This is a genomic window from Phocaeicola faecium (assembly GCF_014837055.1).
Lineage (GTDB): Bacteria > Bacteroidota > Bacteroidia > Bacteroidales > Bacteroidaceae > Phocaeicola > Phocaeicola gallinarum.
Window position 1 is genome coordinate 152709 of the sequence record NZ_JACSPQ010000001.1, and the last position, 26583, is coordinate 179291.

The 26583-nt window shown below is 45.8% G+C and carries 27 protein-coding genes; 10 read left to right on the forward strand and 17 right to left on the reverse strand.

The annotated features are described in order from the left end of the window. Positions 1-19: 19 nt before the first annotated feature. Entirely contained in the window at positions 20-1249 is a 1230-nt protein-coding gene (locus H9626_RS00595) for an LL-diaminopimelate aminotransferase (RefSeq protein ID WP_178257451.1), read from the reverse strand. Positions 1250-1364: 115 nt separating this feature from the next. On the opposite strand from H9626_RS00595, the gene H9626_RS00600 reads away from it, so the two are divergent. Together H9626_RS00600 and H9626_RS00605 are read left to right on the forward strand one after the other, a co-directional pair. Next, positions 1365-2252 carry a YitT family protein gene (locus H9626_RS00600; RefSeq protein ID WP_178257450.1) on the forward strand — a complete coding sequence of 296 codons (888 nt, stop codon included), beginning with the start codon at positions 1365-1367 and terminating at the stop codon, positions 2250-2252. A 24-nt stretch (positions 2253-2276) separates the two neighbouring features. Then, on the forward strand, positions 2277-2867 hold the full coding sequence (locus H9626_RS00605) for a Crp/Fnr family transcriptional regulator (protein WP_191709832.1): 591 nt from the start codon (positions 2277-2279) through the stop codon (positions 2865-2867). A gap of 7 nt (positions 2868-2874) precedes the next feature. On the opposite strand, the gene H9626_RS00610 is transcribed toward H9626_RS00605, so the two are convergent. Both H9626_RS00610 and H9626_RS00615 read right to left on the reverse strand, forming a co-directional pair. Next, the gene (locus tag H9626_RS00610; protein WP_178257449.1) at positions 2875-4125 is read right to left on the reverse strand and encodes an LA_2272 family surface repeat-containing protein; all 1251 of its coding nucleotides are present in this window, start codon (positions 4123-4125) and stop codon (positions 2875-2877) included. A gap of 8 nt (positions 4126-4133) precedes the next feature. After that, a complete protein-coding gene (locus H9626_RS00615; RefSeq protein WP_178257448.1) occupies positions 4134-5792 on the reverse strand; it encodes an AMP-binding protein in 1659 nt (552 codons plus the stop codon). Between the two features lie 290 nt (positions 5793-6082). Between H9626_RS00615 and H9626_RS00620 the strand changes: the two genes are divergently transcribed. Together H9626_RS00620 and H9626_RS00625 are read left to right on the forward strand one after the other, a co-directional pair. Next, positions 6083-6547 (forward strand): MaoC family dehydratase, encoded by a 465-nt coding sequence (locus H9626_RS00620; RefSeq protein ID WP_178257447.1) that lies wholly within the window; start codon positions 6083-6085, stop codon positions 6545-6547. A gap of 245 nt (positions 6548-6792) precedes the next feature. After that, the gene (locus tag H9626_RS00625) at positions 6793-7497 is read left to right on the forward strand and encodes a TIGR02757 family protein (protein WP_191709240.1); all 705 of its coding nucleotides are present in this window, start codon (positions 6793-6795) and stop codon (positions 7495-7497) included. A 3-nt stretch (positions 7498-7500) separates the two neighbouring features. On the opposite strand, the gene H9626_RS00630 is transcribed toward H9626_RS00625, so the two are convergent. From H9626_RS00630 to H9626_RS00650, 5 genes are read right to left on the reverse strand one after another with little or no spacing between them, the layout of a single operon-like run. Continuing rightward, positions 7501-8058, reverse strand: a complete 558-nt coding sequence (locus H9626_RS00630; RefSeq protein ID WP_191709241.1) for a phosphatase PAP2 family protein — start codon at positions 8056-8058, stop codon at positions 7501-7503. A 7-nt stretch (positions 8059-8065) separates the two neighbouring features. Continuing rightward, on the reverse strand, positions 8066-8434 hold the full coding sequence (locus H9626_RS00635; RefSeq protein ID WP_191709242.1) for a diacylglycerol kinase: 369 nt from the start codon (positions 8432-8434) through the stop codon (positions 8066-8068). 6 nt (positions 8435-8440) lie between these two features. Then, complete coding sequence (locus H9626_RS00640) at positions 8441-9199, reverse strand: exodeoxyribonuclease III (protein WP_178257443.1); 759 nt, start codon at positions 9197-9199, stop codon at positions 8441-8443. A gap of 31 nt (positions 9200-9230) precedes the next feature. Then, positions 9231-9926, reverse strand: coding sequence for a porin family protein (locus H9626_RS00645; RefSeq protein WP_178257442.1), 696 nt, complete (start codon positions 9924-9926; stop codon positions 9231-9233). Positions 9927-9974: 48 nt separating this feature from the next. Next, positions 9975-11765, reverse strand: a complete 1791-nt coding sequence (locus tag H9626_RS00650; RefSeq protein ID WP_191709243.1) for an amino acid ABC transporter substrate-binding protein — start codon at positions 11763-11765, stop codon at positions 9975-9977. 299 nt (positions 11766-12064) lie between these two features. Between H9626_RS00650 and H9626_RS00655 the strand changes: the two genes are divergently transcribed. The 6 genes from H9626_RS00655 (at position 12065) to H9626_RS00680 (ending at position 19330) form a co-directional block, all read left to right on the forward strand. Continuing rightward, positions 12065-13285 (forward strand): MFS transporter, encoded by a 1221-nt coding sequence (locus tag H9626_RS00655; protein ID WP_191709244.1) that lies wholly within the window; start codon positions 12065-12067, stop codon positions 13283-13285. Between the two features lie 72 nt (positions 13286-13357). Then, on the forward strand, positions 13358-13672 hold the full coding sequence (locus H9626_RS00660) for an MGMT family protein (RefSeq protein WP_178256230.1): 315 nt from the start codon (positions 13358-13360) through the stop codon (positions 13670-13672). Positions 13673-13723: 51 nt separating this feature from the next. After that, entirely contained in the window at positions 13724-16552 is a 2829-nt protein-coding gene (uvrA, locus tag H9626_RS00665) for an excinuclease ABC subunit UvrA (protein ID WP_191709245.1), read from the forward strand. A 38-nt stretch (positions 16553-16590) separates the two neighbouring features. Next, positions 16591-17079, forward strand: coding sequence for a Cys-tRNA(Pro) deacylase (gene ybaK / locus H9626_RS00670; RefSeq protein WP_191709246.1), 489 nt, complete (start codon positions 16591-16593; stop codon positions 17077-17079). 89 nt (positions 17080-17168) lie between these two features. Then, positions 17169-18926, forward strand: coding sequence for an aspartate--tRNA ligase (aspS, locus tag H9626_RS00675; RefSeq protein ID WP_191709247.1), 1758 nt, complete (start codon positions 17169-17171; stop codon positions 18924-18926). Between the two features lie 14 nt (positions 18927-18940). Continuing rightward, positions 18941-19330 carry a GtrA family protein gene (locus tag H9626_RS00680; protein ID WP_178256213.1) on the forward strand — a complete coding sequence of 130 codons (390 nt, stop codon included), beginning with the start codon at positions 18941-18943 and terminating at the stop codon, positions 19328-19330. Here the strand turns inward: H9626_RS00680 and H9626_RS00685 are convergent. The 9 genes from H9626_RS00685 to H9626_RS00720 all read right to left on the reverse strand — a co-directional run bounded on the left by H9626_RS00685 (position 19327) and on the right by H9626_RS00720 (position 26441). Next, positions 19327-19755: an ACT domain-containing protein gene (locus H9626_RS00685; RefSeq protein ID WP_178256212.1), complete on the reverse strand. Its 429-nt coding sequence runs from the start codon at positions 19753-19755 to the stop codon at positions 19327-19329. The two genes, H9626_RS00680 and H9626_RS00685, sit on opposite strands and share 4 nt — an antisense overlap. Positions 19756-19799: 44 nt before the next feature. After that, complete coding sequence (locus H9626_RS00690; protein WP_178256229.1) at positions 19800-21098, reverse strand: phenylacetate--CoA ligase family protein; 1299 nt, start codon at positions 21096-21098, stop codon at positions 19800-19802. 307 nt (positions 21099-21405) lie between these two features. Next, on the reverse strand, positions 21406-21561 hold the full coding sequence (locus H9626_RS15205; RefSeq protein WP_430746584.1) for a hypothetical protein: 156 nt from the start codon (positions 21559-21561) through the stop codon (positions 21406-21408). After that, positions 21534-21680 carry a transcription termination/antitermination NusG family protein gene (locus tag H9626_RS15210; protein WP_418831669.1) on the reverse strand — a complete coding sequence of 49 codons (147 nt, stop codon included), beginning with the start codon at positions 21678-21680 and terminating at the stop codon, positions 21534-21536. The genes H9626_RS15205 and H9626_RS15210 overlap by 28 nt, the downstream gene beginning before the upstream one ends. 10 nt (positions 21681-21690) lie before the next feature. Next, positions 21691-22791, reverse strand: a complete 1101-nt coding sequence (locus tag H9626_RS00700; RefSeq protein ID WP_191709248.1) for a GDP-L-fucose synthase family protein — start codon at positions 22789-22791, stop codon at positions 21691-21693. 42 nt (positions 22792-22833) lie between these two features. Further along, entirely contained in the window at positions 22834-23907 is a 1074-nt protein-coding gene (gene gmd / locus H9626_RS00705; protein WP_178256210.1) for a GDP-mannose 4,6-dehydratase, read from the reverse strand. A gap of 16 nt (positions 23908-23923) precedes the next feature. After that, entirely contained in the window at positions 23924-24370 is a 447-nt protein-coding gene (locus tag H9626_RS00710; RefSeq protein ID WP_178256209.1) for a lipocalin-like domain-containing protein, read from the reverse strand. 20 nt (positions 24371-24390) lie between these two features. Beyond that, on the reverse strand, positions 24391-25881 hold the full coding sequence (locus H9626_RS00715) for a capsule assembly Wzi family protein (RefSeq protein ID WP_191709249.1): 1491 nt from the start codon (positions 25879-25881) through the stop codon (positions 24391-24393). A gap of 83 nt (positions 25882-25964) precedes the next feature. Then, positions 25965-26441, reverse strand: coding sequence for a DUF456 domain-containing protein (locus H9626_RS00720; protein ID WP_191709833.1), 477 nt, complete (start codon positions 26439-26441; stop codon positions 25965-25967). Positions 26442-26583: the final 142 nt, after the last annotated feature.

Here is a 26583-nt window from a genome sequence, read left to right on the forward strand (position 1 = left end):
TTTTAATAGTTGGTTATTCTTATAAATATTGGCAGATACGTCTCATGCCTTCTTCACATTGTTTCCGTTCGCCGAAAGCAGTCAGTCGGATGTATCCTTCTCCGTTCGGTCCGAATCCCACACCGGGGGTACTTACTACATGGGCTTCATATAAAAGGTGTTCGAAAAATTGCCATGATGTAAAGCCTTTAGGAGCTTTTACCCAAAGATAAGGGGCGTTTTCTCCTCCTGAAACTTTAAGTCCTGTTCCGTCAAGATACCGTTTCATAAGACGGGCATTGTCCATATAATAATCTGTCATGGCTTTTACCTGCTCTTTTCCTTCGGGAGTATAAATAGCGGCAGCTCCTCGTTGGGCGATGTAAGAAGCTCCGTTGAACTTTGTGTTTTGGCGTTTGCTCCATAATTTGTTCAGGCTGATTCGTTCTCCTGTCAATGTGGCTGCTGTTACCTCTTTAGGGATAACGGTATATCCGCATCTCACTCCTGTAAATCCTGCCGTTTTTGAAAAGCTGCGTATTTCGATTGCCACCTTTTTCGCTCCTTTTATCTCATAAATGGAATGCGGAATATCCGGCTGGCGAATATATGCTTCGTACGCAGCATCGAATAAAATAAGCGTGTCGTTGGCAAGCGCATAGTGTACCCACTTCTTTAATTCGTTTTTGCTTAATACGCTACCTGTCGGATTGTTGGGATAGCATAAATATATAATGTCTACCCGCTGGGTAGGAAGCTCCGGTATAAAATTGTTTTCCGGTATGCACGGCATATAAACCACATTGCTCCATTGATGGTTTGTTCCCAAGATTCCTGCCCGTCCGCACGACACGTTCGAGTCTATATAAGCCGGATAGATAGGGTCGGTTACACCGATGCTGTTGTCATGGCGCAAGATGTCGCCGATATTTCCCGTATCCGATTTGGCTCCGTCGCTGATGAATATCTCGCTTGGACTTAAACTGATACCTCGCTGTGCATAATCGTTTCTCAGTATGGCTTCAATCAGAAAATCGTATCCTTGCTCCGGACCATAGCCATGAAACGTTTCGGGGCGAGTGAGATCATCAACCGCAGCTTTCATAGCTTGGGCGCACGCCTCGGGGATAGGACGGGTTACATCTCCTATTCCTAAATGAATTATGTCTGCCTTTGGATGGGTTACCCGGAATGAATTAACCTTTTTGGCTATATCCGTAAACAGGTAATTATCCGGAAGTTTCATCAGATGTTCGTTGACTAATGCCATGCTAACTTTAACGCGTTCTATATTTGCGGCAAAATTACGAAATTTATGTTATTTTTACTGCGATACGTATTAGTTTTTTTTCGTACTTTTGCGCCAAATTAAAATCATAGAAAAAATGAATCCGGCTTTGATAGTTACTCGCAAGCAGAGAATACTGAGAGAAATTAAAGATTACTTGATGATCGGTTTAGGAATGATTATGTATGGTATTGGATGGACAGGCTTCCTTTTGCCCAGCGATATCCCTTCTGGTGCCGTTCCCGGCATTGCTTCTATTATTTATTGGGGGACGGGATTTCCGGTGCAATATACTTATTTAATTATTAATTTCTTATTATTGCTTCTTGCGCTGAAGATATTAGGATTGAGGTTTTGTTTGAAAACCATATTTGCTGTTTTTACGTTGACGGCTATATTGGCGGTAATCCAGAATGTGGTTACAGGACCGCTGATTCATGACCAGCCTTTCATGTCTTGCGTTTTAGGTGCTTCTTTCTGTGGCGCAGGTATTGGTGTGGCTTTTTCGGCAAACGGCAGTACGGGCGGAACAGATATTATTGCTGCCATCGTCAATAAGTATCGCGATATATCATTAGGACGTGTTATCTTGATTTGTGATGTGATTATTATTTCATCCAGTTATCTGGTATTGCATAATTGGGAGAAGGTGGTTTACGGTTATGTAGTGCTCTTCATCTCAAGTTTTGTACTCGATCAGGTAGTAAACAGTGCACGTCAGTCTGTTCAGTTCTTCATCATATCGAAAAAATATGAGGAGATAGGAAAGCGAATCAATAAGGACATGCACCGTGGCGTAACGTTTCTTGACGGGGTAGGGTGTTATACCAATAACCATGTGAAGATGATGTTCGTGTTAGCCAAGAAAAGTGAATCGAATACCATATTTCGTTTGATTAAAGATATAGACCCTCAGGCTTTTGTTTCCCAAAGTGCCGTTATTGGTGTTTTTGGTGAAGGATTTGATAGGATTAAGGTTAAATAGATTTATAAAAGCAAGAAATTTATGGTGACAACAAGTGTAGATATTGTAAGAAAGTTGGCGGCTCAATATCATTGCCTGATGAGCCGCGAACAGATTCATGCGTTGGCAGATATAATAACTTGTAAGAAGTATAAGAAGGGTGAACGGATATTAGACGAGAAAGAGACCTGTAAGGCGATGTTGTACCTTGAAAAAGGGATGACGCGCCAATTCTATTTTAAATATGACAAAGATTTAACCGAACATATTGCTTATGAAGGCGGGATTGTGGTATGTTTGGAGAGCTATTTGAAGCAAGAACCCACCCGCTTGATGATAGAAACGCTTGAACCTACCGTATTGTGGGAGATTCCGAAAGAGGAAATCGAACATTTATCGTTGCAAGAAGCAGAAATAGGTGTGCTTTACCGTAAGTTTTTCGAATATTCACTGATTGAATCTCAGGTAAAAGCCGATACCTTACGGTTTGAGCCTGCTCACGAACGTTATAACAAATTGCTTCAGCTTCATCCGGAGATTTTAAAGCGTGCTCCTTTGGTGTATATAGCATCTCTGCTCCAGATGACCCCTGAAACATTAAGTCGTGTACGCTCTGCGAATCTGAACGATAAATGAGTGTTTCTCAGAATAATACGAGACCTATTTCAAAAACACCTTTGTCGTCGAATTTTCCTTCTCCCTTATAACGGCGCAACCATTCATAACCGCCCGATGCAAATACTCCCAAGCGGCGGGTTATGCTATACTCTAAATTAAGGCGCGGTTGTAAGGCATAGAGGCGGGCAGGGTAGCCATTGTTTTTATTATCTAATGTCTCAATGTGGTAAAATCCCATGTCTGCGCTGATGTCAAAGCGAGAAGTAATCGGATAATGAACGCCCGCCCGATAAAATCCGCTTACTGAAAAATCTTTGTCGAATCCAAGATGATAAGTTCCCGCTCCCAGTGTGGTATAAGTAAAGCGGTTCTTAAAGCGTACGGCGAGGTTCAGCTTGCTGGTGTTTCCTCCGGATATAATCATCTGGATGCGTGTTTCCGGCTTCACGTTGATACATCCTATCTGTCTTGTCTTGTCGCTTTGGCTGACGTTCACGATACCCAGTTGCAATCCTTTTTGGCTTTCATTGACTACGTTGCCTATCCCAACCTGAAGTCCGTTATTCTGCGCGCTATAATTAGAAATACCAAGCTGTACACCCTTGTTTTCTACACTGACGTTTCCTAACCCCGCCAGTTGTAAACCACGGTTTTCTTTACCTGCCACATTTAATAAAGACGTCAGTTGAAGTCCGCAGGTGTTTTCGCCTACCACGTTCATCAGTCCTCCGATGGCTACTCCTTTGTTGGTTTTCGAACTGATGTTTCCCAATCCGGCTATCTGTAAACCTCCGGTGTTGTTTCCTCCAAGATTTATCAGTCCTCCTAAAGAAAATCCTTTTAAGTCTTTACCAGTTACATTTCCGAGCCCCGATAACTGAAAACCTTTGGCAGATTCTCCGTTGATGTTCATCAATCCGGCAAGGAGTACGCCTTTCGAGTTATCCCCTGTAACGTTGGCTAACCCGGCAAGTTGGAAAGCAGATACGTTTAGCCCCGTAACGTTGGCAAATCCGGAAATCTGTACACCGTCTACCTTATAGTGTACAATGCTGGATATAAGGTTAATACCTACTCCGTTTAGTCTACTGAAATTACTGAGCAATCCTATGTTAAGGCCGGTCTTGGGCGGAAAATTCTTTTTGTTTGTAATATTAAGCGATATATTCGCCGTTTTCTTCAGGCCTTTCTTCTTAGTTTGGGCTGAAAGAGGAATTGCCTCTGCCGATAGACATATCAGCAGAAGCAATGCTATGGTTTGCTTGTTCAGTTTCATTTTGTTGTTTATTTTACGTCTTGATACAAGAAACGTTTGATACTCTTCTTGGGAGTCTTTTCAAACTCTTCCGGATAAATCTTTACGCGGGCTATCTGGGAGTAAGCGGGCAACTCTTGGTTGAGTGCTACCCGGTTTTCTTCCATAACCTTTTCTATATCTTCTTTGGATAATCCTTGTGCAAAGGCTTCATCGAAATCCGGATAAATCAGTGCGGCAAGTTTATTGTCGCTTTGCTGAATGATAATACATTCGCTCACATAAGGCATGGTATTCAGTCTGTCTTCTATTTCCTCCGGATAAATGTTTTGTCCGGACGGACCCAAAAGCATGTTTTTGCTGCGTCCTTTAATGGTCACGTTTCCGTCGGCATCCATAATACCGAGGTCGCCCGTATGCAGCCATCCGTCTTTGTCGATAACTTGCCGGGTCGATTCCGGATTCTTATAATATCCCAGCATTACGTTATCTCCCCTTGTCAGGATTTCACCCACGATATGTGCCGGGTCGGGACTGTCGATACGCAGTTCCATACGCGGTACTACCTTTCCGCACGAACCGGGCTTAAAGCGTTTCCAGTCTTCGTAACAAATAATGGGGGCACATTCCGTCATGCCGTAACCTACGGTGTACGGAAAATCAATGCTGCGGAGCAACTTTTCTACATCTTGGTTAAAGGCAGCTCCACCCACAATCAGTTCGTAGAAATTGTTTCCGAACGCCCGAATCATGTGTTCGCGTACGGTTTCTTTTATTTTGTCGTTGATGATGGGTACTCGCAGTAAGATTTTCATCTTCAGCGTTTCCAGTTTCGGAAGTATATTCTTTTTGATAATTTTCTCAACGATGAGGGGAACCGAAATCACGATATGAGGCTTTACTTCGGCAAAGGCTTGGAATATGATTTTCGGACTCGGCATACGGTTGAGGAAATAAACGTGACAACCGCAGCAGAACTCGTAGATGAACTCAAATGCCAGACCATACATGTGTGCCATCGGCAATATGGAGATAACCCGATTTCCGGGCTGAAGTGTCAGCACGTCGAAAGCGAATTGTGTGTTCGACCATAAAGCACGATAAGGAATCATTACACCTTTCGAGAAACTCGTCGTCCCCGATGTATAATTGATAATGGCAAGTTCCTCGGTTTCATCTCGGCGGTAACTCACGTGTTCGCGCCGGAAATTGCGGGGAAATTTCTTCCCGAACATTTCGTTCAGATGTTCGCGGGCATACTCCAAATGTTTGCTCCGGCATACCAGCAACGTAAAGTCGGTCATTAAAATAATCCCTTCAAGGTTAGGCATTTCGGCTTCGTTAAGTCCCTCCCATACGAAATCGCCCACAAATAGCAGTCGTGCATCCGAGTGGTTTACGATATTATGTACGGTATCCGGTTTAAACTCGTGCAAGATAGGTACGGCTACTGCACCGTAGGTAAGGATTGCGAGAAAAGCTACTCCCCAGTGCGAACTGTTTCGTCCGCAAAGAGCCACCTTGTCGCCGGGTTTTACTCCGCTTTCGGCAAGTAAGATGTGGAGCTTTTCTATTTTGCGTGCTACATCTTTATATTGTAACGTCGCTCCTTTGTAGTCGGTTAAGGCATCTAAATCCCAATTATTTTTGATACTGTTTTCAATAAACGCCAAAAAACTTTTTTCCATAAATTTGTTTTTAATATTGCACAAAGTTGAATGCCTTTGTGCAAAGATATAGTATTGTTTTGTTTAATCCAACAGTTTCAATGTTTAAAATGTTTTTCTTTCAAGGTATGTTTTTCAGTTTTATTATAAAATAAATGGCAGGCTGATGTGGGATGGAAAAATCGTACTGTATGTCGGAGAAAAAGACCACCTCTTCTGCGTAGAGGGTTTATTTTTATAAATAAATAATGCAGAAATCGAATAAATTTTCTATCTTTGTCTACGGTTTAAGTGATATTAATAGATATTGTATGGAGAAAGTTATTATCAACTCGTACGAAGATTTTGAAAAGTTAGTCGGACATCAGATAGGAGTTTCCGACTGGATAGAAATTCCTCAAGAGCGTATTAATCAGTTTGCAGACGCTACGCTGGATCATCAGTGGATTCATGTAGATACGGAACGGGCGAAGGTAGAAAGCCCTTATAAGAGTACGATTGTACATGGGTATCTTACTCTTTCTTTGCTTCCTCATTTGTGGAATCAGATTATTGAGGTGAATAACCTGAAGATGATGGTTAATTATGGTATGGATAAGATGCGCTTCGGACAGGCTGTTCTGTCAGGGCAGCGTGTTCGTCTGGTAGCCGATTTGCAGTCGCTCGTAAACTTGCGCGGGGTGGCCAAAGCGGAAATCAAATTTTCCATCGAGATTGAAGGGGCTAAAAAGAAAGCCCTTGAAGGTGTTGCCACCTTTTTGTATTATTTTAATTGATAGAGATAATCTTAACTTATTGAATATCATCGGTGTTTCGAAAGAGCGCCTGTGTGCTTAAACGCTATGGGATGAACTTGTTGAAATATCCGCATGTGTCAGTGAACACATCCGTATGTGTAGGGTTACACATGCGGATGCGTTTTTAAGCGCGGGCATGGATTGCGTGTTCTGCTTCCGGCAAGGTAAAAACAGGGAGGGGGAGACGTGATTCATGCCTGACTTTTATGGGATAGAAATTAGTTATGACTGACGAAGTGAAACAACGATTGTGCGCGTGGGCACAGGCTTATCACTGTACGGATTTTATAGATACCGACCCGGTACAGTTTCCGCATCGTTATCGTGAGCAAAGGGACATTGAAATCAGCGGATTGCTTACTGCTGTATTGAGTTTCGGAAACCGGAGCATGATACTGAAGAAGGCGGATGAGCTGGATGCCTTAATGGGACATTCTCCTTTGCGCTATGTATTGTCCCGGCGTTGGGATGATGATTTTAAAAGCAATGACTGGCGGAGTTTTTATCGCATGGTTTCTTATGCTGCTTTCCGCTGTTATTTTGAAAAGTTGTATGCGGTTTATGCTGCCGGTAAAACGTTAGAAGACGCTTTGCTCGGTTATTCAGGCATTCCGATGCAGCAGTTATGTGCCTTTTTGGGGGTATCCGACCGTAATCCGCAGAAAAAGTTGAACATGTTTTTAAGATGGATGATTCGACGCGATTCGGAAGTTGACTTCGGTGTATGGAAACGCATGAATCCTGCCGATTTGTTAATTCCGCTGGATACGCATGTTTGCCGTGTAGCATATCATATTGGGCTGACAGACAAGTCTTCGTTTTCCCTGACTAATGCCCGGCGGATAACCGAAGCGTTGGCACAGGTTTTTCCCGGAGACCCGTGTCTGGGCGACTTTGCCCTGTTCGGTTATGGGGTGACGCACAAGTAGCCTTTAAAATTTCATCGAAGCATAGAAACCGTAATGACCGTCTCCGGCAACGGGGCTGATGGTGAGTTCGTGTTTCTTTGCAAAAGGACGGGTAAAGATGTACGAACTTCCGGCTCCGATAGCAGCTCCGGCAGCAACGTCCCACCAGTCGTGTTTCTTCCCGTAGACTCGGCTCCATCCTACGTAAGTGGATAAGACATAAGCCGGAAGTCCCCATTTCCATCCGTAGCGGCGTTGGATAAAAGCTGCTGCCGTAAACGATACGGAAGTGTGCATGGAGGGGAAAGAGTGGTTGTCGCTGTGGTCGGGGCGGTCTTTCTTTACAATGTATTTTAGCGCATACGTAACGCCAAGTGTGGTTGCGCCTGCGAATACTCCCTGTTTTAATCCTTCCCAATCTTTATTGATTAAAATGGCAGTCAGTCCGGCTACCGGAAGAAGAATTGCGCCTACGTCTCCCGATGTACGTACCGCTTTGCGGCTGCCCGTAACTGCTATTTCTTGTGCTTGGATGGAGACTGCAAGGCAGAGAGCTGTCAGAAAACAAATAATTGATTTCATCTTTTGACTAAAATAGTTTGGGGATAAATATAATAAGTCCTATCGTGGCTGCTGCTACGGCTAACATCAGAACAGCTCCTGCTGCCATGTCTTTTGCCCGCCCGATGGCTTCATTGTAATCCGGTGAAATGACATCGGCAAGGGCTTCGATGGCAGAATTGACGGCTTCTGCCGCCAGCACGGAGCCTATAGAAAAAACAACAGCAATCCACTCTCCGGCAGATAACCGAACGATTAATCCGGCTACGATGACGCACACCGCCGCAAAACAATGTATCCATGCGTTATGCTCGTGCCTGATTAACCATTTGATTCCGTTGAAAGCATAGCGGAAGCTGAGCAACCGCTTGCGCAGAGTGAAGCCGTCGTTTTTCATTACGTACTACCAGTTTATCGTAACTTCTACCGGGCAATGGTCTGACCCGAAGATTTCCGTGTGAATTTTAGCGCCGGATAATTTGTCAGCCAAACGTTCGGAAGCGAGGAAATAGTCGATACGCCACCCTGCGTTTTTTTCGCGTGCCTTAAAGCGGTACGACCACCACGAATAAATGTTCTCCTGTTCGGGATAAAAGTATCGGAACGTATCTATGAATCCGGCATCCAGCAGCGTCTGGAACTTTTCGCGTTCTTGGTCGGTGAATCCTGCATTCATACGGTTGGTTTTCGGATTCTTTAAGTCGATTTCCTTGTGTGCCACGTTCAAGTCTCCGCATACCAATACGGGTTTCTTGGCATCTAATGACTTTAAGAACTTCCTGAAGTCATCTTCCCACGTCATTCGGTAATCCAGCCGTTTCAGTCCGTCCTGCGAGTTGGGAGTATATACAGTGACCAGATAAAAATTCTCCATTTCCAGTGTTATGACACGTCCTTCGTGGTCGTGCTCATCAATACCCAGCCCGTAGCTGACGTTCAGCGGTTGATGTTTGGTAAATATGGCTGTACCGGAATAACCTTTCTTTTCGGCATAGTTCCAGTAAGAAGTATATCCATCGAAGGCAAGATCAAGCTGTCCTTCCTGCATCTTTGTTTCTTGCAGACAGAAAAAGTCGGCATCAAGTTGCTTGAAAGCATCTCGGAATCCTTTGTCACAGCAAGCGCGTATGCCGTTTACGTTCCATGAAATAAGTTTCATCATAAAAGAGTATAGGGGTTAGATAAAAAGAATATTATTTTTTTAAGTCGAACAGATAAGTCAGCTTTCCTCCGATGTAAGAGTGAGCCGAGCGTGAGAAAAAGTCTTTCTTTGTACTGTTATAAAAGTCGCTTAGTCCGAAGTAGTACCTTGCTTCCAGAATGAAATTGCCGATACCGGTGCGCGCTTCCAGTCCTCCTCCGCCGATGATACCATAGTCGAATTTGTTTTCAGCCATTTTGCCGTATTGTTCATTGACTCCGTTCGGACGTTCTGACGGATGCCACGGGTCGCTTTTTTTCTCATTCTCGCTAAGCAGGAAGCCGACTTGTGGACCAAGATTAATGATGAACCTCACTCCATGTCCTTTGTCTTTACCGAAAGCAAGGTGTGCCATTAATGGAATCTCAATATAATTCATGGCGCGCTGATAAGTATCGCCACTCCCGTCTTCAATACTTTCTTTCCAGCCTCGTTGCGAGTAATTGATTTCCATTTGGATACCGCAAATCATTTTGAAATATTTTTCGGAGATATAACGGGCTGTCACGCCGATATTCGGACCGATTAATTTGCTTTGCTTAATGCTGGGGTCGAAGCTGACGTTGCTTAAATTCACCCCTCCGTTGACTCCGACTGAGAAGTTATGCCGTTCGTCCTGCAACTGGGCTTGGGCAGACAGGCTGATTAAACAAAAAAGCCCACAGATAATTATTTGGTATATTCTCATGAATCGATTGCTTCGTTATGTATGTTAAGTTCTGCTTTATGTAGAAGGTTAGTCAAAATCAAGTTTTATCAATTCGAAATCTTTGGTAAGATGAACGAAGAAAACCTTTCGGTTGATAAACCCTCCCCAATTATTAACGCGCTCAAACTTGAATCCGGTTTGTATCGGGATAACTTGGATGGCATTTAAATTTTCTTCCAGTTTATTTCCGTGTTGAGACAATCCTTTCAAGAAAAAGTAGCCGGTATCAAAGCCTAACATGCCGTACTTCGGAAAGATGTTTGCCATGTCTTTGCTATACCAGCGACGATAGCTTTGAGTGAAGTCTACGGCAGCCGGAAATAGATTGTTGGTATAGAAAGAAGAATAGAAATAAGTGTCAAGTTCGTAAAAACTTGCCAGATAATCTTGTGTATAAGTTTGCCATTCCGGATAGCCAAACAGATGGATATCTGCCTCCGGATGGCTGCGCCGTATCTGCGTTAGCTGAGGAACCAGTCTGTTCAAAGCCAAATCCTGTCCGGATGTAGGGATGAATATGTTTGTTTTATTCGCGTCAATGGCAGCAAGCAGTTTAAGCGTATCTACGTTGGTTATCGATTGATAGTTAATCTGATTATTGCTCAACTCCGTCTTCATGCCTTTGATAAATTCGTCTTTATCCTTGCTTCCTGTTCCCGCATCGAGAAAGACTACATTGGCTTTACTGAATTTGCGGAGGAAGTGTTCGTATACCTCTGAGTAAAGGTAAGACTGAGGCGTGTTTACCTGATAGACATACGGATTGCGGAATACTTGTTTTACTTCCGGAGAAAAAGGTATAACCACACGGACTTTGTTCTTTTCGGCAAAATCGGTCAGCTGATTGATACTGTTGGCATGTACAGCCCCGAATATGATATCCATATCCTTTAGTTCCGGTTTTGACAGAATAGTACCGGTCGAAGCCGTGTTCCCTTTTGTGTCATAGGTATAAATATCCAAAGAAACGCCTTGCTTCTTTAAACTGTCTACCGCAATAAGAAAACCTTCATAATATTCTATCATGCGTAATTGCTCGTCGTGGCTTTGACCTTCTGTGAAAGGTAATATGACGGCGGCTTTTACGGTTTGTATTTTACGGGGCGAGGGCTCACTCTGTTTGAATAATTCTTCATTGGAGGGAGCGTTGACCGGAGTCTTTTCCTGCGTGTCTTTTACCGGTTGTGATGCGGGATAAGGTATGAAAAGAAACATCCCCCGTTTCAGTTTTCCGTTTTTTAATTCAGGGTTGGCTGCAATTAGTTCTTCTTGTGTGATGCCATACTTCCTGCTGATGCTGAATATGGTTTCCTTGCGGGCCACCTTGTGCATATCCCGCCACTCGTTGCTGTGTGCGTTTGCTTCAGAGTCTTTGCCTGCGTTTGCCAGATTCTCCTGAGGTTGTTTTATAGCGCTCTGTGCCGGAATGGAGATTACCTGTCCGATACGGAAATTGCTTGCGCTCAGTCCCGGATTGGCATCGCAGATGGCTTGTGCCGTTACGTTGTATTTAACGGTCAGTTGATACAGTGTTTCTCCAGCCTGTATTGTATGGAAAGTTGGCTTTTCTTGATTTGAACCACTGTTTACCTGCGGGATTTTTAAGGTTTCTCCTGCCCGTATTTGTTTTTCGCAACCGGGGTTCAAACGTACGATGTCTTCTATCGTTACGTTATACATGCTGGATATGGAGTAAAGACTCTGTCCTTTGGTTATCGTGTGTAAAAAATATTCGTTTCCGTTCTGCGCCTGTACGGGGGTTCCCATGCTGCCGAACGTTAATACCAAAGACAAGCAAAGTGTATGAATGAATTTCATCGTTTTCTTGTTTCGAGATTTGTTGATTGGCAAAAGTACAAAAAAGTTCGGTATAGCTTTCAATGTATGATATAAAACTTTTAAAATTCGCTGATAAATCTTTTAGAGCTTGTTTAATCGGAAAATTTAAACAGGCTCTTAAAACAACCCTTTTGTTAAATTTGTGCTCTTCCGATTGTTCTTACGGGGAAAAGCCTTACTTTCGCATCCGCAATTTTGTGGGATGAATTTTGCTCGAATTGATATCTTTCAGACAGCGGTTTATCGGAAGAAACGTTAATAATGGAAACTAAATAAAGATGGAAAATATTTTTAATAAACTTAAAGGGCATCCGCATGTTAAAGCGGAGACTACGTATGCGATATTGTTTGCGGTAGGTTTCTGTCATTTGTTGAATGACATGATTCAGTCGGTCATTCCGGCGATGTACCCCATTTTAAAGGATAACTTGGGGCTGACGTTTGCCCAGATAGGTGTTATTACATTGGTCTTTCAATTAACTTCTTCTATTTTCCAACCCTTTGTGGGCCGTTATGCCGACAAGCATCCGCAGCCTTACTCATTGTCTGCCGGGATGTGTTTTACGCTGGTTGGCTTGTTGTGTCTGGCTTTTTCGTCTCATTTTTTTACCATCCTTTTTGCCGTTGCGATTATTGGTTGCGGCTCTTCGGTATTTCATCCGGAGGCTTCACGGGTGGCACAGATGGCATCGGGCGGACGGAAAAGTCTGGCTCAGTCCATCTTTCAGGTAGGGGGGAATGGAGGCAGTGCCATCGGTCCGCTGTTGGCTGCGTTGATCATCCTTCCTTATGGCCAACATGCCGTGGGATGGTTTGCGGTAGCGGCATTGCTTGCCTCTGCCATCTTGGTGAGGGTGGGAAGTTGGTATAGCCTGATGCTCGCCAGCGCGGGAGCGTTGAAGCGTGCGCGGCAGACGGTGGCTTGCAATTTGTCGGAAAGCCGCATACGCTGGGCGTTGGCTATACTGGTAATCATGATATTCTCGAAATATTTCTTTAATGCCTGCATGACAAGTTACTTTACGTTTTTCCTGATTGAGAAATTCGGACTCACGGTACAGCAGTCGCAGTTTTGTCTTTTCGCTTATTTGGCGGCATTCGCCGCAGGAACACTCCTCGGAGGATTTATGGGAGACCGTTACGGGCGAAAGTATGTGATTTTGTTCTCCATCCTCGGCGCTGCTCCGTTTACGCTGGCGTTGCCTTACCTGAATTTGTTTTGGACGCTCGTTGTGGCTATCCTTATCGGACTGATTATTTCATCGGCTTTTTCAGCCATTGTAGTGTATGCCACCGACTTGAAACCCGATAAGGTAGGAATGATTGCAGGTGTGTTTTTCGGACTGATGTTCGGGCTGGGAGGAATCGGTTCTGCCTTTTTCGGATGGTTGGCAGATAAGACCAGTATCGAGTTTATTTTCCGCATCAGTACATGGCTGCCTTTGCTGGGTGTTATCGCTGTCTTTTTGCCGAACACAAAGTCGGTAAATAACGCCTGAAAACACTCCGAATAGAAACCTGTTACACATGCGTTAGAATGGTCGAAGATATGCGGTTGTGTTATGCAAAACATGCGGTTGCGTTTTGACGAGTTTCGTCGGGGTGTTTATGCGGTAGTAATGGCTGTTCCTTGTGGTAAGGTTATCACTTACGGGCAGGTGGCGCAACTGGCGGGTTATCCTCGCCATGCGCGCATGGTAGGGCGCGTGTTGCGCGATGCGCCTGCTTCGTCCGGGCTTCCTTGCCACCGTGTGGTAAACAGTGTCGGGCGGACGGCTCCGCACTGGGAGGAACAAAGAAACCTGCTTGAAGCCGAAGGGGTGGTTTTCCGAAGCAACGGATGTGTGAATATGGGAATTTGTCGGTGGAATTTTACCGACGAATAGATTTTTTCAGTAGTTTTGCAAAGATGTTATTTACCCGGTTAAAAAGAACGCATGACAGACGATAAAGAAACAATCAGTGTGCTGGGCGCACGTGTACATAATCTGAAAAATATAGATGTAGAGATTCCACGAAACAGCCTTACCGTGATAACGGGGCTGAGCGGAAGCGGGAAATCGTCGTTGGCTTTCGATACGATTTTTGCGGAAGGACAGCGGAGGTATATCGAAACTTTCTCGGCTTACGCCCGTAATTTCTTGGGAGGAATGGAGCGTCCGGACGTGGATAAAATAACCGGATTAAGTCCGGTTATTTCCATCGAACAGAAAACCACGAACAAGAATCCGCGTTCTACCGTAGGTACCACCACCGAAATTTACGATTACCTGCGTTTGCTTTTCGCTCGTGCCGGAACAGCCTATTCGTATCTGTCGGGCGAGAAGATGGTGAAATATACCGAAGAACAGATATTAGACCTCATCCGTAAAGATTACAAGGGGAAACGAATCTATATATTGGCGCCGTTGGTGCGTACCCGCAAGGGACACTACAAAGAACTCTTTGAGCAGGTGCGCAAGAAAGGATATTTGTACGTGCGTGTAGACGGCGAAATAAAAGAGATAGTCCACGGGATGAAGCTCGACCGTTATAAGAATCACGACATCGAAGTGGTGATAGATAAAACGGTGGTGACTGAAAAGGAAGAAAAACGGCTGAAGCAAAGCGTGGAAACGGCGATGAGGCAGGGCGACGGGCTGCTGATGATACTGGACGCGCAGACAGAAAGCGTGCGTCATTACAGCAAACGCCTGATGTGTCCTGTTACGGGCTTGTCGTATAAAGAGCCTGCGCCTCATAATTTTTCGTTCAACTCGCCGCAGGGAGCTTGTCCGCGCTGTAAAGGGCTGGGTTACGTTAATCAGATTGATGTGGATAAGGTAATCCCCGACCGTTCGCTGTCGATTTACGAAGGCGCCATCGCTCCGCTGGGGAAATACCGGAGCGTTATGATATTTTGGCAGATAGACGCGCTGTTAGAGCGTTATGAGTTTACGCTGAAAACACCGGTCGACCAACTGCCGGAGGATGTCATCAATGAAATTCTGTATGGGTGCGACGAGCGTTTGAAGATAAAAGGCTCTTTGCTCCATTCATCTTCTGATTATTTTGTGGCTTACGAAGGCATCGTGAAATATATCCAGATGATGCAGGAGAAAGATGCTTCTGCCACTGCGCAAAAGTGGGCAGAACAGTTTGCGAAAACCGACGTTTGTCCGGAGTGTAAGGGTGCGCGTCTGAACAAAGAAGCCCTTTACTTCCGGATTCACGATAAAAACATCTACCAGTTGGCTACGATGGACGTAAGCGAACTGTATGAATGGCTGCTTCACGTGGAGCCTCATTTGGAAGAAAAACAGCGGCGGATAGCCGAAGAGATACTGAAAGAAATCCGTACGCGACTGAAATTCCTGCTCGACGTTGGGCTTGATTACTTGTCGCTGAACCGTTCGTCGGTCAGTCTTTCGGGCGGAGAGAGCCAGCGCATCCGCTTGGCTACTCAGATCGGTTCGCAACTGGTGAACGTGCTTTATATCCTCGACGAGCCGAGCATCGGACTGCACCAGCGCGATAATATCCGTCTGATAAACTCGCTGAAAGAACTGCGCGACTTGGGCAATTCGGTAATCGTGGTAGAGCATGACAAAGACATGATGCTTGCCGCCGATTACATCGTGGATATGGGGCCGAAAGCAGGCAGACTGGGCGGCGAAGTGGTATTTGCCGGTACGCCCGAAGAAATGTTGAAAACCGATACCCTGACCTCGCAATACCTGAACGGGAAGATGAAGATAGAATTGCCTGCCGAGCGGCGTAAGGGCAACGGCAAATCGTTGTGGCTGCGCGGGGCAAGAGGCAATAACCTGAAAGGGGTGGATGTAGAGTTCCCGTTGGGCAAACTGATTTGCGTGACGGGGGTTTCGGGCAGTGGAAAGTCGACACTGATAAATGATACCTTGCAACCCATCTTGTCGCAACACTTCTATCGCTCGCTGCAAGACCCTCTGCCTTACGATGCTGTGGAAGGACTGGAGTACATTGATAAGGTGGTGAATGTAGACCAATCTCCGCTGGGGCGTACCCCTCGTTCCAATCCCGCTACTTATACAGGCGTGTTTTCCGACATCCGCAACCTGTTCGTAGGACTCCCGGAAGCGAAGATTCGCGGTTATAAGCCGGGACGTTTCTCATTCAATGTTTCGGGCGGACGCTGCGAGGCATGTGGAGGAAACGGCTATAAGACCATCGAAATGAACTTCCTGCCCGACGTGTTGGTGCCCTGCGAAGTGTGTCACGGCAAGCGTTATAACCGCGAAACGCTGGAGGTAAGATATAAAGGAAAATCCATAGCCGATGTACTTGATATGACCATCAACCTCGCCGTGGAATTTTTCGATAATGTTCCGCAGATATTGAACAAGATAAAAGTATTGCAGGAAGTGGGGTTGGGGTATATCAAGTTAGGGCAACCTTCAACCACTCTTTCGGGCGGAGAGAGCCAGCGTGTGAAGTTGGCTACCGAACTTGCCAAACGCGACACGGGGAAAACGGTCTATATTCTTGACGAACCGACCACAGGACTTCACTTTGAAGACATCCGCGTATTGATGACCGTGCTTGAAAGGCTGGTAGACAAGGGGAATACGGTAATCGTTATCGAGCATAATCTGGATGTGATAAAGATGGCAGATTATATTATTGACATGGGACCGGAAGGAGGAAAAGACGGCGGAATGCTTCTTGCACACGGTACGCCGGAAGAAGTAGCCCTTTCCGGTAAAGGCTATACCTCGAAATTTATCAAAGAAGAACTTGGTCTCTGACCATGCAGTCTTATACATATATATTATTATAGAGAAAAATGGCAAAAGAAAAAATAGCCAAAACAAACGCGGCACGTTTGTTAGACAAAGATAAAATCAGCTACGAGCTGGTGCCCTACGAAGTAGACGAGAACGATTTGAGTTGCGTGCATGTGGCGGCAAGCCTGAACGAAAACATCGAACAAGTGTTTAAAACCCTCGTTCTCCACGGTGATAAATCCGGATATTTCGTTTGTGTGATACCGGGTGAGCATGAAGTTGATTTAAAGTTGGCAGCGAAGGTATCCGGCAATAAAAAATGTGATTTGATACCGATGAAAGAATTGCTTCCGCTGACGGGATATATCCGTGGCGGCTGTTCGCCCATCGGCATGAAAAAACATTTTCCCACTTACATCCACCACACATGTAATGATTTTCCATTCATTTATGTGAGTGCAGGGATTCGTGGACTTCAAGTGAAGATTGCGCCGGCAGACCTGATAAAAGTCAGTCGGGCAGAAGTCTGTACTTTATTCGCCGACTAAGCGAAAACGCAGTTGCATAAATCAAAAACAAGTGCTACCTTTGCCGTTCAATAAAAAATAGATAAAATTTAACATTCATATATAAAGATATGTTCAGAAGTCATACTTGCGGTGAGTTAAGACTTACCGATGCAGGAAAAAATGTGACGCTGGCCGGATGGGTACAGCGTACACGCAAAATGGGGGGAATGACTTTCGTCGACCTCCGAGACCGTTATGGCATTACCCAGTTGGTGTTTAATACTGAAGTGAATGCCGCTCTGTGTGAACGTGCGAACCATTTGGGACGTGAATTTGTGATTCAGGTACAGGGAACAGTGAGCGAACGTTCCAGCAAGAACCAGAATCTACCTACGGGTGAAATTGAGATTATTGTATCGGAACTGAACGTTCTGAATACCGCTCAAACGCCTCCTTTCACCATCGAAGACAATACCGACGGTGGTGATGACCTCCGTATGAAGTATCGTTATTTGGATTTGCGCCGTACGGCTGTGCGTAAGAACCTTGAACTTCGTCACCGGATGACGATGGAGGTGCGTCGCTATCTTGACAGTAAAGGATTCTTGGAAGTAGAAACCCCGATGCTTATCGGTTCGACACCGGAAGGTGCGCGCGACTTTGTTGTGCCTTCTCGCATGAATCCGGGACAGTTCTACGCCTTGCCTCAGTCTCCGCAGACCTTGAAGCAGCTGTTGATGGTTTCAGGTTTCGACCGTTACTTCCAAATCGTAAAATGTTTCCGCGATGAAGATTTACGTGCCGACCGCCAGCCGGAATTTACACAGATAGACTGCGAAATGAGTTTCGTAGAACAGGAAGACATTATTCAGATGTTCGAAGGAATGGCTAAACATCTGTTTAAAGAACTCCGTGGCGTGGAATTGACAGAGCCGTTCTTGCGGATGCCGTGGGCAGACGCTATGAAATATTACGGTAGCGACAAACCTGATTTGCGTTTCGGCATGAAGTTCGTTGAACTGATGGATATCATGAAAGGATATGGATTCTCTGTGTTCGACAATGCTGCTTACATCGGAGGTATCTGTGCCGAAGGAGCTGCGCACTATACCCGTAAACAACTTGACCAACTGACGGAATTTGTAAAACGTCCTCAGATTGGTGCGAAAGGTATGGTATATGCCCGCATAGAAGCAGATGGCAATGTAAAATCGAGCGTAGACAAGTTCTATTCGCAAGAAGTATTGCAGCAAATGAAAGAAGCATTTGGTGCTAAGCCCGGCGATTTGATTCTGATATTAAGCGGAGACGATGCCATGAAGACGCGCAAGCAGCTTTGTGAATTGCGTTTGGAAATGGGTAATCAGCTCGGCTTGCGCGACAAGAATACTTTTGCTTGTCTGTGGGTGGTTGACTTCCCGATGTTTGAATGGAGCGAAGAAGAAGGCAGACTGATGGCTATGCATCATCCGTTTACTCATCCGAAAGACGAAGATATTCCGTTGTTGGATACCAATCCGGCGGCTGTCCGTGCAGATGCTTACGATATGGTTATCAATGGAGTGGAAGTTGGTGGTGGTTCTATTCGTATTCACGATTCGGAACTTCAGGCAAAGATGTTCGAGATATTGGGCTTCACACCCGAAAAGGCACAAGAACAGTTCGGATTCCTGATGAATGCGTTCAAATTTGGTGCGCCTCCTCACGGAGGATTGGCTTACGGGCTTGACCGTTGGGTATCCTTGTTTGCCGGTTTGGATTCAATTCGCGACTGCATTGCATTCCCGAAAAACAACTCAGGACGCGACGTGATGTTAGACGCTCCGGGATTCCTCGACCAAAAACAGTTGGATGAACTGAACCTGAAAATTGATATTAAAGAGTAATTGCAAATACACGAATGAAAGAACCTGTACGTATATTCCGCTTTGCGGTAGTAGGTACGCTGAATGCCATCATTACTGCCATTGTGGTATGGCTGATGATGCACATTGAAGGCGAGGACTATATTACGGCAAACATCGTGGCGTATGTGGTGGCTCAAGTTCATAATTTCGTGTGGTGCAAATATTGGATATTTCCGATAGAGCAAGATACAAAAAAGAATAGCATCTGGCATCAGATGCTATTCTTTGCTTGTGCTTTTGCCATGTCATACAGCGCACAATTCCTATTCCTCTTAATGTTAGTCGAACTGTTTCATTGTAACGAATACCTTGCCCAGTTCCTCGGGCTTTTTGTTTACGGCGCGGTTAACTTTATGAGCAATAAGCATATCACTTTCCGTTAAACCATTTTTATCAAATCCTTTTCTTCCACGTAGCTTAGTCCGTCACTCAGGATGACTTGCCGTGTCTTTTCGGTATTGTCTGTGCGGAATACGAGTATGCCTTTCCCTGCCAGTAAAAACGAGTAGAGGTAAGAAATACCTATGTCCGCACGTGTGAAACTGCGTATGGCGTCTGCCGCCCGTCCGGGCTGGTTATCGAGGGTGATAGCAAATACGTCGGAAAGGTTAGCCGATATACCGGCATTCTTTAATGTCTCATAGGCACGCATCGGCTCCGAACAGATGATGCGGTAAATGCCATATTCCACAGTATCGGAAATGGTAGAGGCTATGAGCTGGATATTGGCTTCTTTCAATAGCTCAAGCACTTGCAGCAGTGTTCCCGATTTGTTTTCTACAAATACGGATAATTGATGGATGGTCATAATTCTCTGAAGTTTAAAGATTCTTTTATTTGTGTTTCCTGCCGTCAGATTAAAGTCTTTCGTAAATCTTTCACGCGCACCGCCTTGCCTTCTTGTTTCGGCAGACTGCCTTTCGAGACTAACTTCACACGCGGCGTGATTAAGATTTCGTCTTTCAGCTGTCGGGTAATTTCTTTGGTCAGCCTTTGCAAGAATCCATAATCGTCGGTAAAGTCGTTCAGTTCTACCTCTACGGTCATCTCGTCATTGGCTTCAAGGTTGGTGAGAGTGATAAGATACTCGTTACCCAGTTCTTTGAACTGCATCAGGATGTTTTCTATCTGAATCGGGAAGATGTTTACTCCTTTCAGGATAATCATATCGTCACTCCGTCCCTTCATCCGGTCGAGGCGTTTGTGATGGCGGCCGCACGGACATTCGCCGGGCAGGATGCGAGTAAGGTCTCTCGTGCGGTAACGCAGCAGCGGCATTGCTTCGCGGTTGATGGTAGTCAGCACCAGTTCGCCTACCTCTCCTTCGGGAACTGGTTCCAGCGTTTGCGGGTCTACTATCTCCACGATGTAATAGTCCTCCCAAATGTGGAGTCCGTTTTGCTCCAGACACTCGAAAGCCACACCCGGACCACACATCTCTGACATGCCGAACGAGTTATAGGCTTTTACTCCCAGCATGTTTTCTATGCGCCGGCGTTGTTCGTCTGAGTGCGGTTCCGCACCGATGATAAGCGTTTTCAGTCGGGTGTCGCGGCGCGGGTCGATACCCATTTCTTCCATTACCTCATATAAGCGTCCGGCATAGCTGGGGATGGCATGGAGGGCAGTGGTTCCGAAGTCGGTGATGAACTTAATCTGCCGTTTGGTGTTGCCCGCAGCGGCTGGAACGGTGAGCATCCCCAAGCGTTCGGCGCCATACTGGAAGCCCAGTCCGCCGGTAAACATGCCGTAGCCCGACGAGTTTTGGAAAATATCTCCCTTGCGCAGTCCCACCATGTACAGACAGCGCGCCACTGCGTTTGCCCATTCGTCCAAGTCGTGTTGCGTATGCAAGATAACGGTAGGCGTGCCCGTGGTTCCACTTGATGAATGCAGGCGCACCACCTGTTCCAACGGGACGGCAGACAATCCGAAAGGATAATTGTCGCGCAGGTCTTGTTTGGTAGTGAACGGAATTTTTGTCAGGTCGTCCAGCGAGCGGATGTCGTCGGGCGTTAAACCTATTTCGTCGAACCGTCGTTTATAGAAAGGAGAGCGCATACACTGGCGAAGCGTTTTTTGCAGCCTCTCCAACTGAAGTCTTTCTATTTCCGGACGGGTTAAAGTCTCCATTTCCGGATGTAAGTACATGTTGTAGTTTTTCATATTATTTGTTTCTGGTTTGAGTGCAAACATATAAAAAAATGACGAAACAAACGAATCTGTGCAGCAAAATGTAGTCTCTTCGGAATTGTTTTTCATTTGCGTGTAACGCAACCGTTAGCGTTGGTCATCGCAAGCGGATGAATTGCCCGGTTCTACCCATAGAACAGGCTCGTCCTATGGGTAGTGTTTTTTCAGGCTCCTGACCAAGCAGGATAATGGTTTAAATAAGTTCGGAATAATGGCTTCAGCGGCATGAAAAGGAGTGTTGTCCGCTCTGTTTTTTTAAGATTGTTTATTGGGGAGATTGCTCTTTTTTGACATACCCCACGGGCATTTCGATGGATGCACAGCCCAGTTGGGAGATGCGTATCACGACGTGCGACTTTCCGTTCAGCTCAAGCAATTCGCCCCGCAATCCGCTCAGCGGACCTTTTTGCGGTCGCTCCACTGGCGGGTTACTTCTTGTACGGGCAGGTAATAGGTTACTCCCAAGTTGGCCAACTTCTCTGCCGCTTTCTTCTCATGGTGCATCCGTACGTAAAATACATACCAATGTTGGTTATCCATTGCGTAAAAGTCAGATTGTCTGATGATTGATACAAATACCTTTCAGATACCACTCATACAAGCGATGAATCCCCTCGTCGATTTCTATTTTATGATGCCATCCCAGCTCGTGCAGCTTGGTTACGTCGGTGAGCTTGCGCAGGGTTCCGTCGGGTTTCGAAGCATCCCAGCGTAACTCTCCTTTGAATCCGATTTCCTTTACTATTTTTTCTGCCAGCTCGCGGATGCTCAGTTCCTTGCCTGTTCCTACGTTGATGTGACAGTTTCGTATCTCGCGTTCACCTTCTTTGTAAGTGTCTTTGAAATCCACGTTCAGCAATACGTGTACGCTTGCGTCTGCCATCTCCTCGCTCCAAAGGAATTCGCGCAAGGGTTTTCCCGTGCCCCACAGCGTAACGGCATCGGGCGCAATACCGAATCGGGCAAGTTTTTCAAGAATCTCGGCCTCTGTATTGCTTCCGTTTACTCCCTCTACCGGACGCAGGTCGATGTCTTTGCGCACTGCCTCCCAGTTACCTTCGTTCAAGCATTTGGCAAGATAGATTTTGCGTATCATGGCAGGGAGCACATGGCTGTTTTCCAGATGGAAATTGTCATTCGGCCCGTACAGATTGGTAGGCATGACCGCAATATAGTTCGTACCATATTGCAGGTTAAAGCTCTCACACATCTTCAGTCCGGCTATCTTGGCGATGGCGTAAGGCTCGTTGGTATATTCCAGCGGGGAAGTAAGAAGCACATCTTCACGCATCGGCTGGGTAGCCTCACGCGGATAAATACACGTGCTTCCGAGGAAAAGCAGCTTTTTAACGCCGTGGCGGAAACTTTCCCCGATGACGTTTTGCTGGATTTGCAGGTTTTGGTAAATGAAATCTGCACGGTATTGCAGGTTGGCCATGATGCCTCCCACGTGTGCAGCAGCCAGTACCACGGCTTCGGGTTGTTCCGCATCGAAAAAGGCGCGTACGGCAACGGGGTCGAGCAAATCAAGCTCTTTGTGCGAGCGGCCCACCAAATTGTCGTATCCTCTCTGTTTGAGGTTGTTCCAAATGGCAGAACCCACCAATCCGTGATGTCCTGCCACATATATTTTTGTCGATTTGCTTAGCATGATAATCGTATTTTCGTGATAATAGGGACTGTGTTCTTCGGCTTAATTCATCTTGGCATGTAGTTTCTTTACAAACGCCATGTCGTGTTCTACCATGATTTTAACCAAGTCGGCGAACGATGTTTTGGTAGGGTTCCATCCCAAGAGCGTTTTGGCTTTGGTAGGGTCGCCCAACAACTGTTCTACTTCGCACGGACGGAAATACTTGGGATCTACTTCCACCAATATGCGTCCGGTTGCCGTATCAATGCCTTTCTCGTTTACGCCTTCTCCTTCCCATTTAAGTTCGATACCCAAATAATGGAAAGCCAATGTGCAAAACTCGCGTACCGTATGCATTTCCCCGGTTGCGATAACGAAATCTTCCGGTGTGTCGTGTTGCAGGATGAGCCACATACATTCCACATAATCTTTGGCATATCCCCAGTCGCGTTGTGCGTTCAGGTTTCCCAGATACAACTTGTCCTGATAGCCCTGCTTGATGCGTGCCGCTGCCAGCGTGATTTTTCGCGTTACGAACGTCTCTCCCCGGCGTTCACTTTCGTGGTTAAACAGAATACCGTTTACTGCAAACATGCCATAGCTTTCACGGTAGTTCTTTGTAATCCAGAAGCCGTATTGCTTAGCCACTCCGTAGGGTGAGCGCGGATAAAACGGCGTTGTTTCTTTTTGCGGGATTTCCTGCACCTTGCCAAACAGTTCGGATGTAGAAGCCTGATAGATTCTGCATGTTTTCTCCAGCCCGCAGATACGCACAGCCTCCAGCAGTCTTAGCGTACCTACCGCGTCGGTTTCTGCCGTATATTCAGGAACGTCGAACGATACTTTTACGTGGCTTTGGGCAGCCAGATTATAGATTTCGGTAGGCTGGGTTTCCCGGATGATGCGGATTAACGAGCTTGAGTCGGTCATATCCCCCCAATGTAAATTTACCAGTCGGCTTCGTTTCATGTCGCGCACCCACTCATCTAAGTATAAATGTTCGATGCGTCCGGTGTTGAATGAAGAAGACCGGCGCAGAATGCCGTGTACCTCATAGCCTTTTTCAATTAAAAATTCAGCCAGATAAGAGCCGTCTTGTCCGGTAATACCCGTGATTAAAGCTATCTTTTTCATATAACAATGTAGTATTTTAGAATCTTCTTAATGTTAGTGTTGCGTAATCAGACCGGATAACCAAGTTTTTTCCATCGGCTTTTATCACCTCAAATTCCGTGTTGGCAGAGTTAAGTCCGTAGCCATTCAGCATATCGGTGTCGGGCGTGGAAAAATCTCCGGTGCCTCCGCTTTGGTAGTATAATTGGTTTATCGTAATCCGGTTCAGAGCTTCGTCATACCGATATAATCCTTTGAGGGTAGGCAAGCCTAACGAACCGCCTTTTTCTGAAAGCTCGGCTATCTGGAGCTGGATGCTGTAATAAATGCGTTCGCAAGGATGCACTTTCTCATCGCTCGTTGTAGTAAATTCCGTCAGTTGCCAAAAACCTTCAATGTCTCTGTTTATCGGCTCTTTCTTGCAACTGCTTAGGATGAATAGGGTAGTTATGAATAAAATGAATCCGATATGTTTCGTTTTCATGACTCTTGTATTCTTTTAAATTAAAATATTACGCCTGTTTTCTTGATGGTAAGCATTCCCCCCGTAGAGTTTCCCAGATAATTTCCGCGGTCGATACCCAAAGCTACCGATGCGCTCCAGCCGTCTATCCATTTCGGGGTATAAGTAGCTTCGTAAAGCGAACTGAACTGCTTGCGCTGCTTGTCTAACGGATTGCCGTATGTTCCCCAATGGCGGGCAAACGAGATGAGTATCCGGTAGTTCCATTCATCGGAAGGATTTCCTCCTATGCCCAAATGATTTGCTCTTACGCGATTGCTTTTAAAAGAGATGCTTCCGTCTTTGTTATACAGCGGACCGTACAGCAAAGGATTTCCCATGCCCATGCCCATGTATTGCCACCCCCCGTACAGGTAGTGGTTATAATAATTGTCGCTCGCGCTTATCTGGTCGGTAGTAGATTCCCATCCGTGACTGCCGTCGTATAAGATAGGGCCCGACTGGTCTTTCGTACAGAGTCCTTCCCACACGATGCTGCTGACCCAGCGGTTTTTAGGCAGTGTGATTTCCAGTCCTATCTGTCCGTCTTTCCAGCGTCCGTACTCCCAAAACATTTGCGATTGGTCTTCAAAATAATGTTCCAGATAAGCCCTGAACCGCCAGTCGCCCACGTAGTAATTTAGTGCAAAGTTCCAGCTACCCAACATATTTCCTTCCACGTTGACCTGCTCTCCCAACGGAACATCACTGCCTCCCGTTTGAGGGAAGAATGCTTTCCAATAGGCTTTCAAATTGTTGGGCATGTCTAACACAAACTCATTCGAGCCGTCAGACAGTTTCCGGTAACGACTGCCTCCGAATTGCGTATCCATCAGGATTCCGAACTCAAATTCCAGCGGGAACTTTTCTTTATTTCCCAAGCGGAACATCAGCGATTTACTGTGGTAAAGTACGTTTTTTACGAAGTATTGTCCCGGAGCAACGAAATCTTCCTGCCAGTCGTTTTCGGCGAACGAGCCATAAGCGATGTGTCCCTTAAAAGCCAGCCAACCCTTAGTTCCGGGTATATTCAGATAATTTTTTATTTCTCCTCTCACTTGCGGAACAGGTAGAGCGTTCATGCCTTCTACCATCATGCCGCTGCTCAGCGCCGCATTCTTTTCCAGCGGAAATCCCTGACGTTCTTTTCTACCGATACTTAATGTAAGCATTTTCCATGAAAAGTCGGCATATATTTGCTGGATGTGTACGTTCTTGGTGTGGTTGACAGAACCCGCCAAATCGAATCCCGCTTGTATTCGCCAGTCATACTTTAATGACTTGTCGTATGCTACGCCCGCCCGCAGGTATCCCGAATTAGGCTCTACGCTCGACAGTCCGTATCGGTTGGCGGTAAACCATAAAGGGGCATACGTTCCGTTTCCTGCTGTGGCTCCTAATTCTACGCTGTATGTAAAAGTAGAATCAGCTTGCTGTCCGTACAGTGTCGTACTTGTCAACAAGCCGATGAATAGTAAGAATCTAATCTTCATTGATTTTAGCTTTGATATTTTTTACAAAGGAAACAAGAATATTATTAACTTCCAAATTCGTTTTTGAGAAAGTGGCGGGATAATTACCAGATGGCTGTGAAAAACTGAACAAAGAAGTAGATACACAGGGCAACCTTGAGAACGGTTCCGAACAAGAAACCGAGTAAAGAACCTATCCCGGATTTTAAAGCCTGTCTCAAGTCCTTGTCGCCCAGCAGTTCGCCGATAACCGCCCCGAGGAACGGGCCCAATACGATTCCCCACGGCAGGAAGAACAGTCCGGCTATGCCTCCCCAGAACGAGCCCCAGCTTCCCCATTTCGAACCTCCGCTGTATTTGCTGCCCAGCATGGGGATGACATAATCAATCAGTTGTGAAACCGCAACCAGTCCTAACCAAACCAACAGTTCGGTGGTAGTAAACTGTACGCGGTCGGTAAAATGAAGCAACAATAATCCTACGTACGAAATCGGAGTACCCGGAAGTGCCGGAAGTATACACCCGCCCAATCCGATGAGCAAACATAAAGCGGAAAGAATGATAAGAACGATATCCATAATGTATGTTTTAGCCTTTCATTTTAATGGTATTCGGACGTGCTTTAAAACCCCAAAAAATTCTACCCGAAGAGTGATTCATTTCTATGGGTAGAACCGCATGGTTTATCCCATAGCGTAAGGCAAAACTAACGGTAGCGTTTTG

Bases quoted from the DNA above. Each gene is read 5' to 3' on its own strand.
- H9626_RS00595 (WP_178257451.1), bottom strand. From the start codon at position 1,249: ATGGCATTAGTCAACGAACATCTGATGAAACTTCCGGATAATTACCTG.
- H9626_RS00600 (WP_178257450.1), top strand. From the start codon at position 1,365: ATGAATCCGGCTTTGATAGTTACTCGCAAGCAGAGAATACTGAGAGAA.
- H9626_RS00610 (WP_178257449.1), bottom strand. From the start codon at position 4,125: ATGAAACTGAACAAGCAAACCATAGCATTGCTTCTGCTGATATGTCTA.
- H9626_RS00615 (WP_178257448.1), bottom strand. From the start codon at position 5,792: ATGGAAAAAAGTTTTTTGGCGTTTATTGAAAACAGTATCAAAAATAAT.
- H9626_RS00620 (WP_178257447.1), top strand. From the start codon at position 6,083: ATGGAGAAAGTTATTATCAACTCGTACGAAGATTTTGAAAAGTTAGTC.
- H9626_RS00625 (WP_191709240.1), top strand. From the start codon at position 6,793: ATGACTGACGAAGTGAAACAACGATTGTGCGCGTGGGCACAGGCTTAT.
- H9626_RS00630 (WP_191709241.1), bottom strand. From the start codon at position 8,058: ATGAAATCAATTATTTGTTTTCTGACAGCTCTCTGCCTTGCAGTCTCC.
- H9626_RS00635 (WP_191709242.1), bottom strand. From the start codon at position 8,434: ATGAAAAACGACGGCTTCACTCTGCGCAAGCGGTTGCTCAGCTTCCGC.
- H9626_RS00640 (WP_178257443.1), bottom strand. From the start codon at position 9,199: ATGATGAAACTTATTTCATGGAACGTAAACGGCATACGCGCTTGCTGT.
- H9626_RS00645 (WP_178257442.1), bottom strand. From the start codon at position 9,926: ATGAGAATATACCAAATAATTATCTGTGGGCTTTTTTGTTTAATCAGC.
- H9626_RS00650 (WP_191709243.1), bottom strand. From the start codon at position 11,765: ATGAAATTCATTCATACACTTTGCTTGTCTTTGGTATTAACGTTCGGC.
- H9626_RS00655 (WP_191709244.1), top strand. From the start codon at position 12,065: ATGGAAAATATTTTTAATAAACTTAAAGGGCATCCGCATGTTAAAGCG.
- H9626_RS00660 (WP_178256230.1), top strand. From the start codon at position 13,358: ATGCGGTTGCGTTTTGACGAGTTTCGTCGGGGTGTTTATGCGGTAGTA.
- uvrA (WP_191709245.1), top strand. From the start codon at position 13,724: ATGACAGACGATAAAGAAACAATCAGTGTGCTGGGCGCACGTGTACAT.
- ybaK (WP_191709246.1), top strand. From the start codon at position 16,591: ATGGCAAAAGAAAAAATAGCCAAAACAAACGCGGCACGTTTGTTAGAC.
- aspS (WP_191709247.1), top strand. From the start codon at position 17,169: ATGTTCAGAAGTCATACTTGCGGTGAGTTAAGACTTACCGATGCAGGA.
- H9626_RS00680 (WP_178256213.1), top strand. From the start codon at position 18,941: ATGAAAGAACCTGTACGTATATTCCGCTTTGCGGTAGTAGGTACGCTG.
- H9626_RS00685 (WP_178256212.1), bottom strand. From the start codon at position 19,755: ATGACCATCCATCAATTATCCGTATTTGTAGAAAACAAATCGGGAACA.
- H9626_RS00690 (WP_178256229.1), bottom strand. From the start codon at position 21,098: ATGTACTTACATCCGGAAATGGAGACTTTAACCCGTCCGGAAATAGAA.
- H9626_RS15210 (WP_418831669.1), bottom strand. From the start codon at position 21,680: ATGGATAACCAACATTGGTATGTATTTTACGTACGGATGCACCATGAG.
- H9626_RS00700 (WP_191709248.1), bottom strand. From the start codon at position 22,791: ATGCTAAGCAAATCGACAAAAATATATGTGGCAGGACATCACGGATTG.
- gmd (WP_178256210.1), bottom strand. From the start codon at position 23,907: ATGAAAAAGATAGCTTTAATCACGGGTATTACCGGACAAGACGGCTCT.
- H9626_RS00710 (WP_178256209.1), bottom strand. From the start codon at position 24,370: ATGAAAACGAAACATATCGGATTCATTTTATTCATAACTACCCTATTC.
- H9626_RS00715 (WP_191709249.1), bottom strand. From the start codon at position 25,881: ATGAAGATTAGATTCTTACTATTCATCGGCTTGTTGACAAGTACGACA.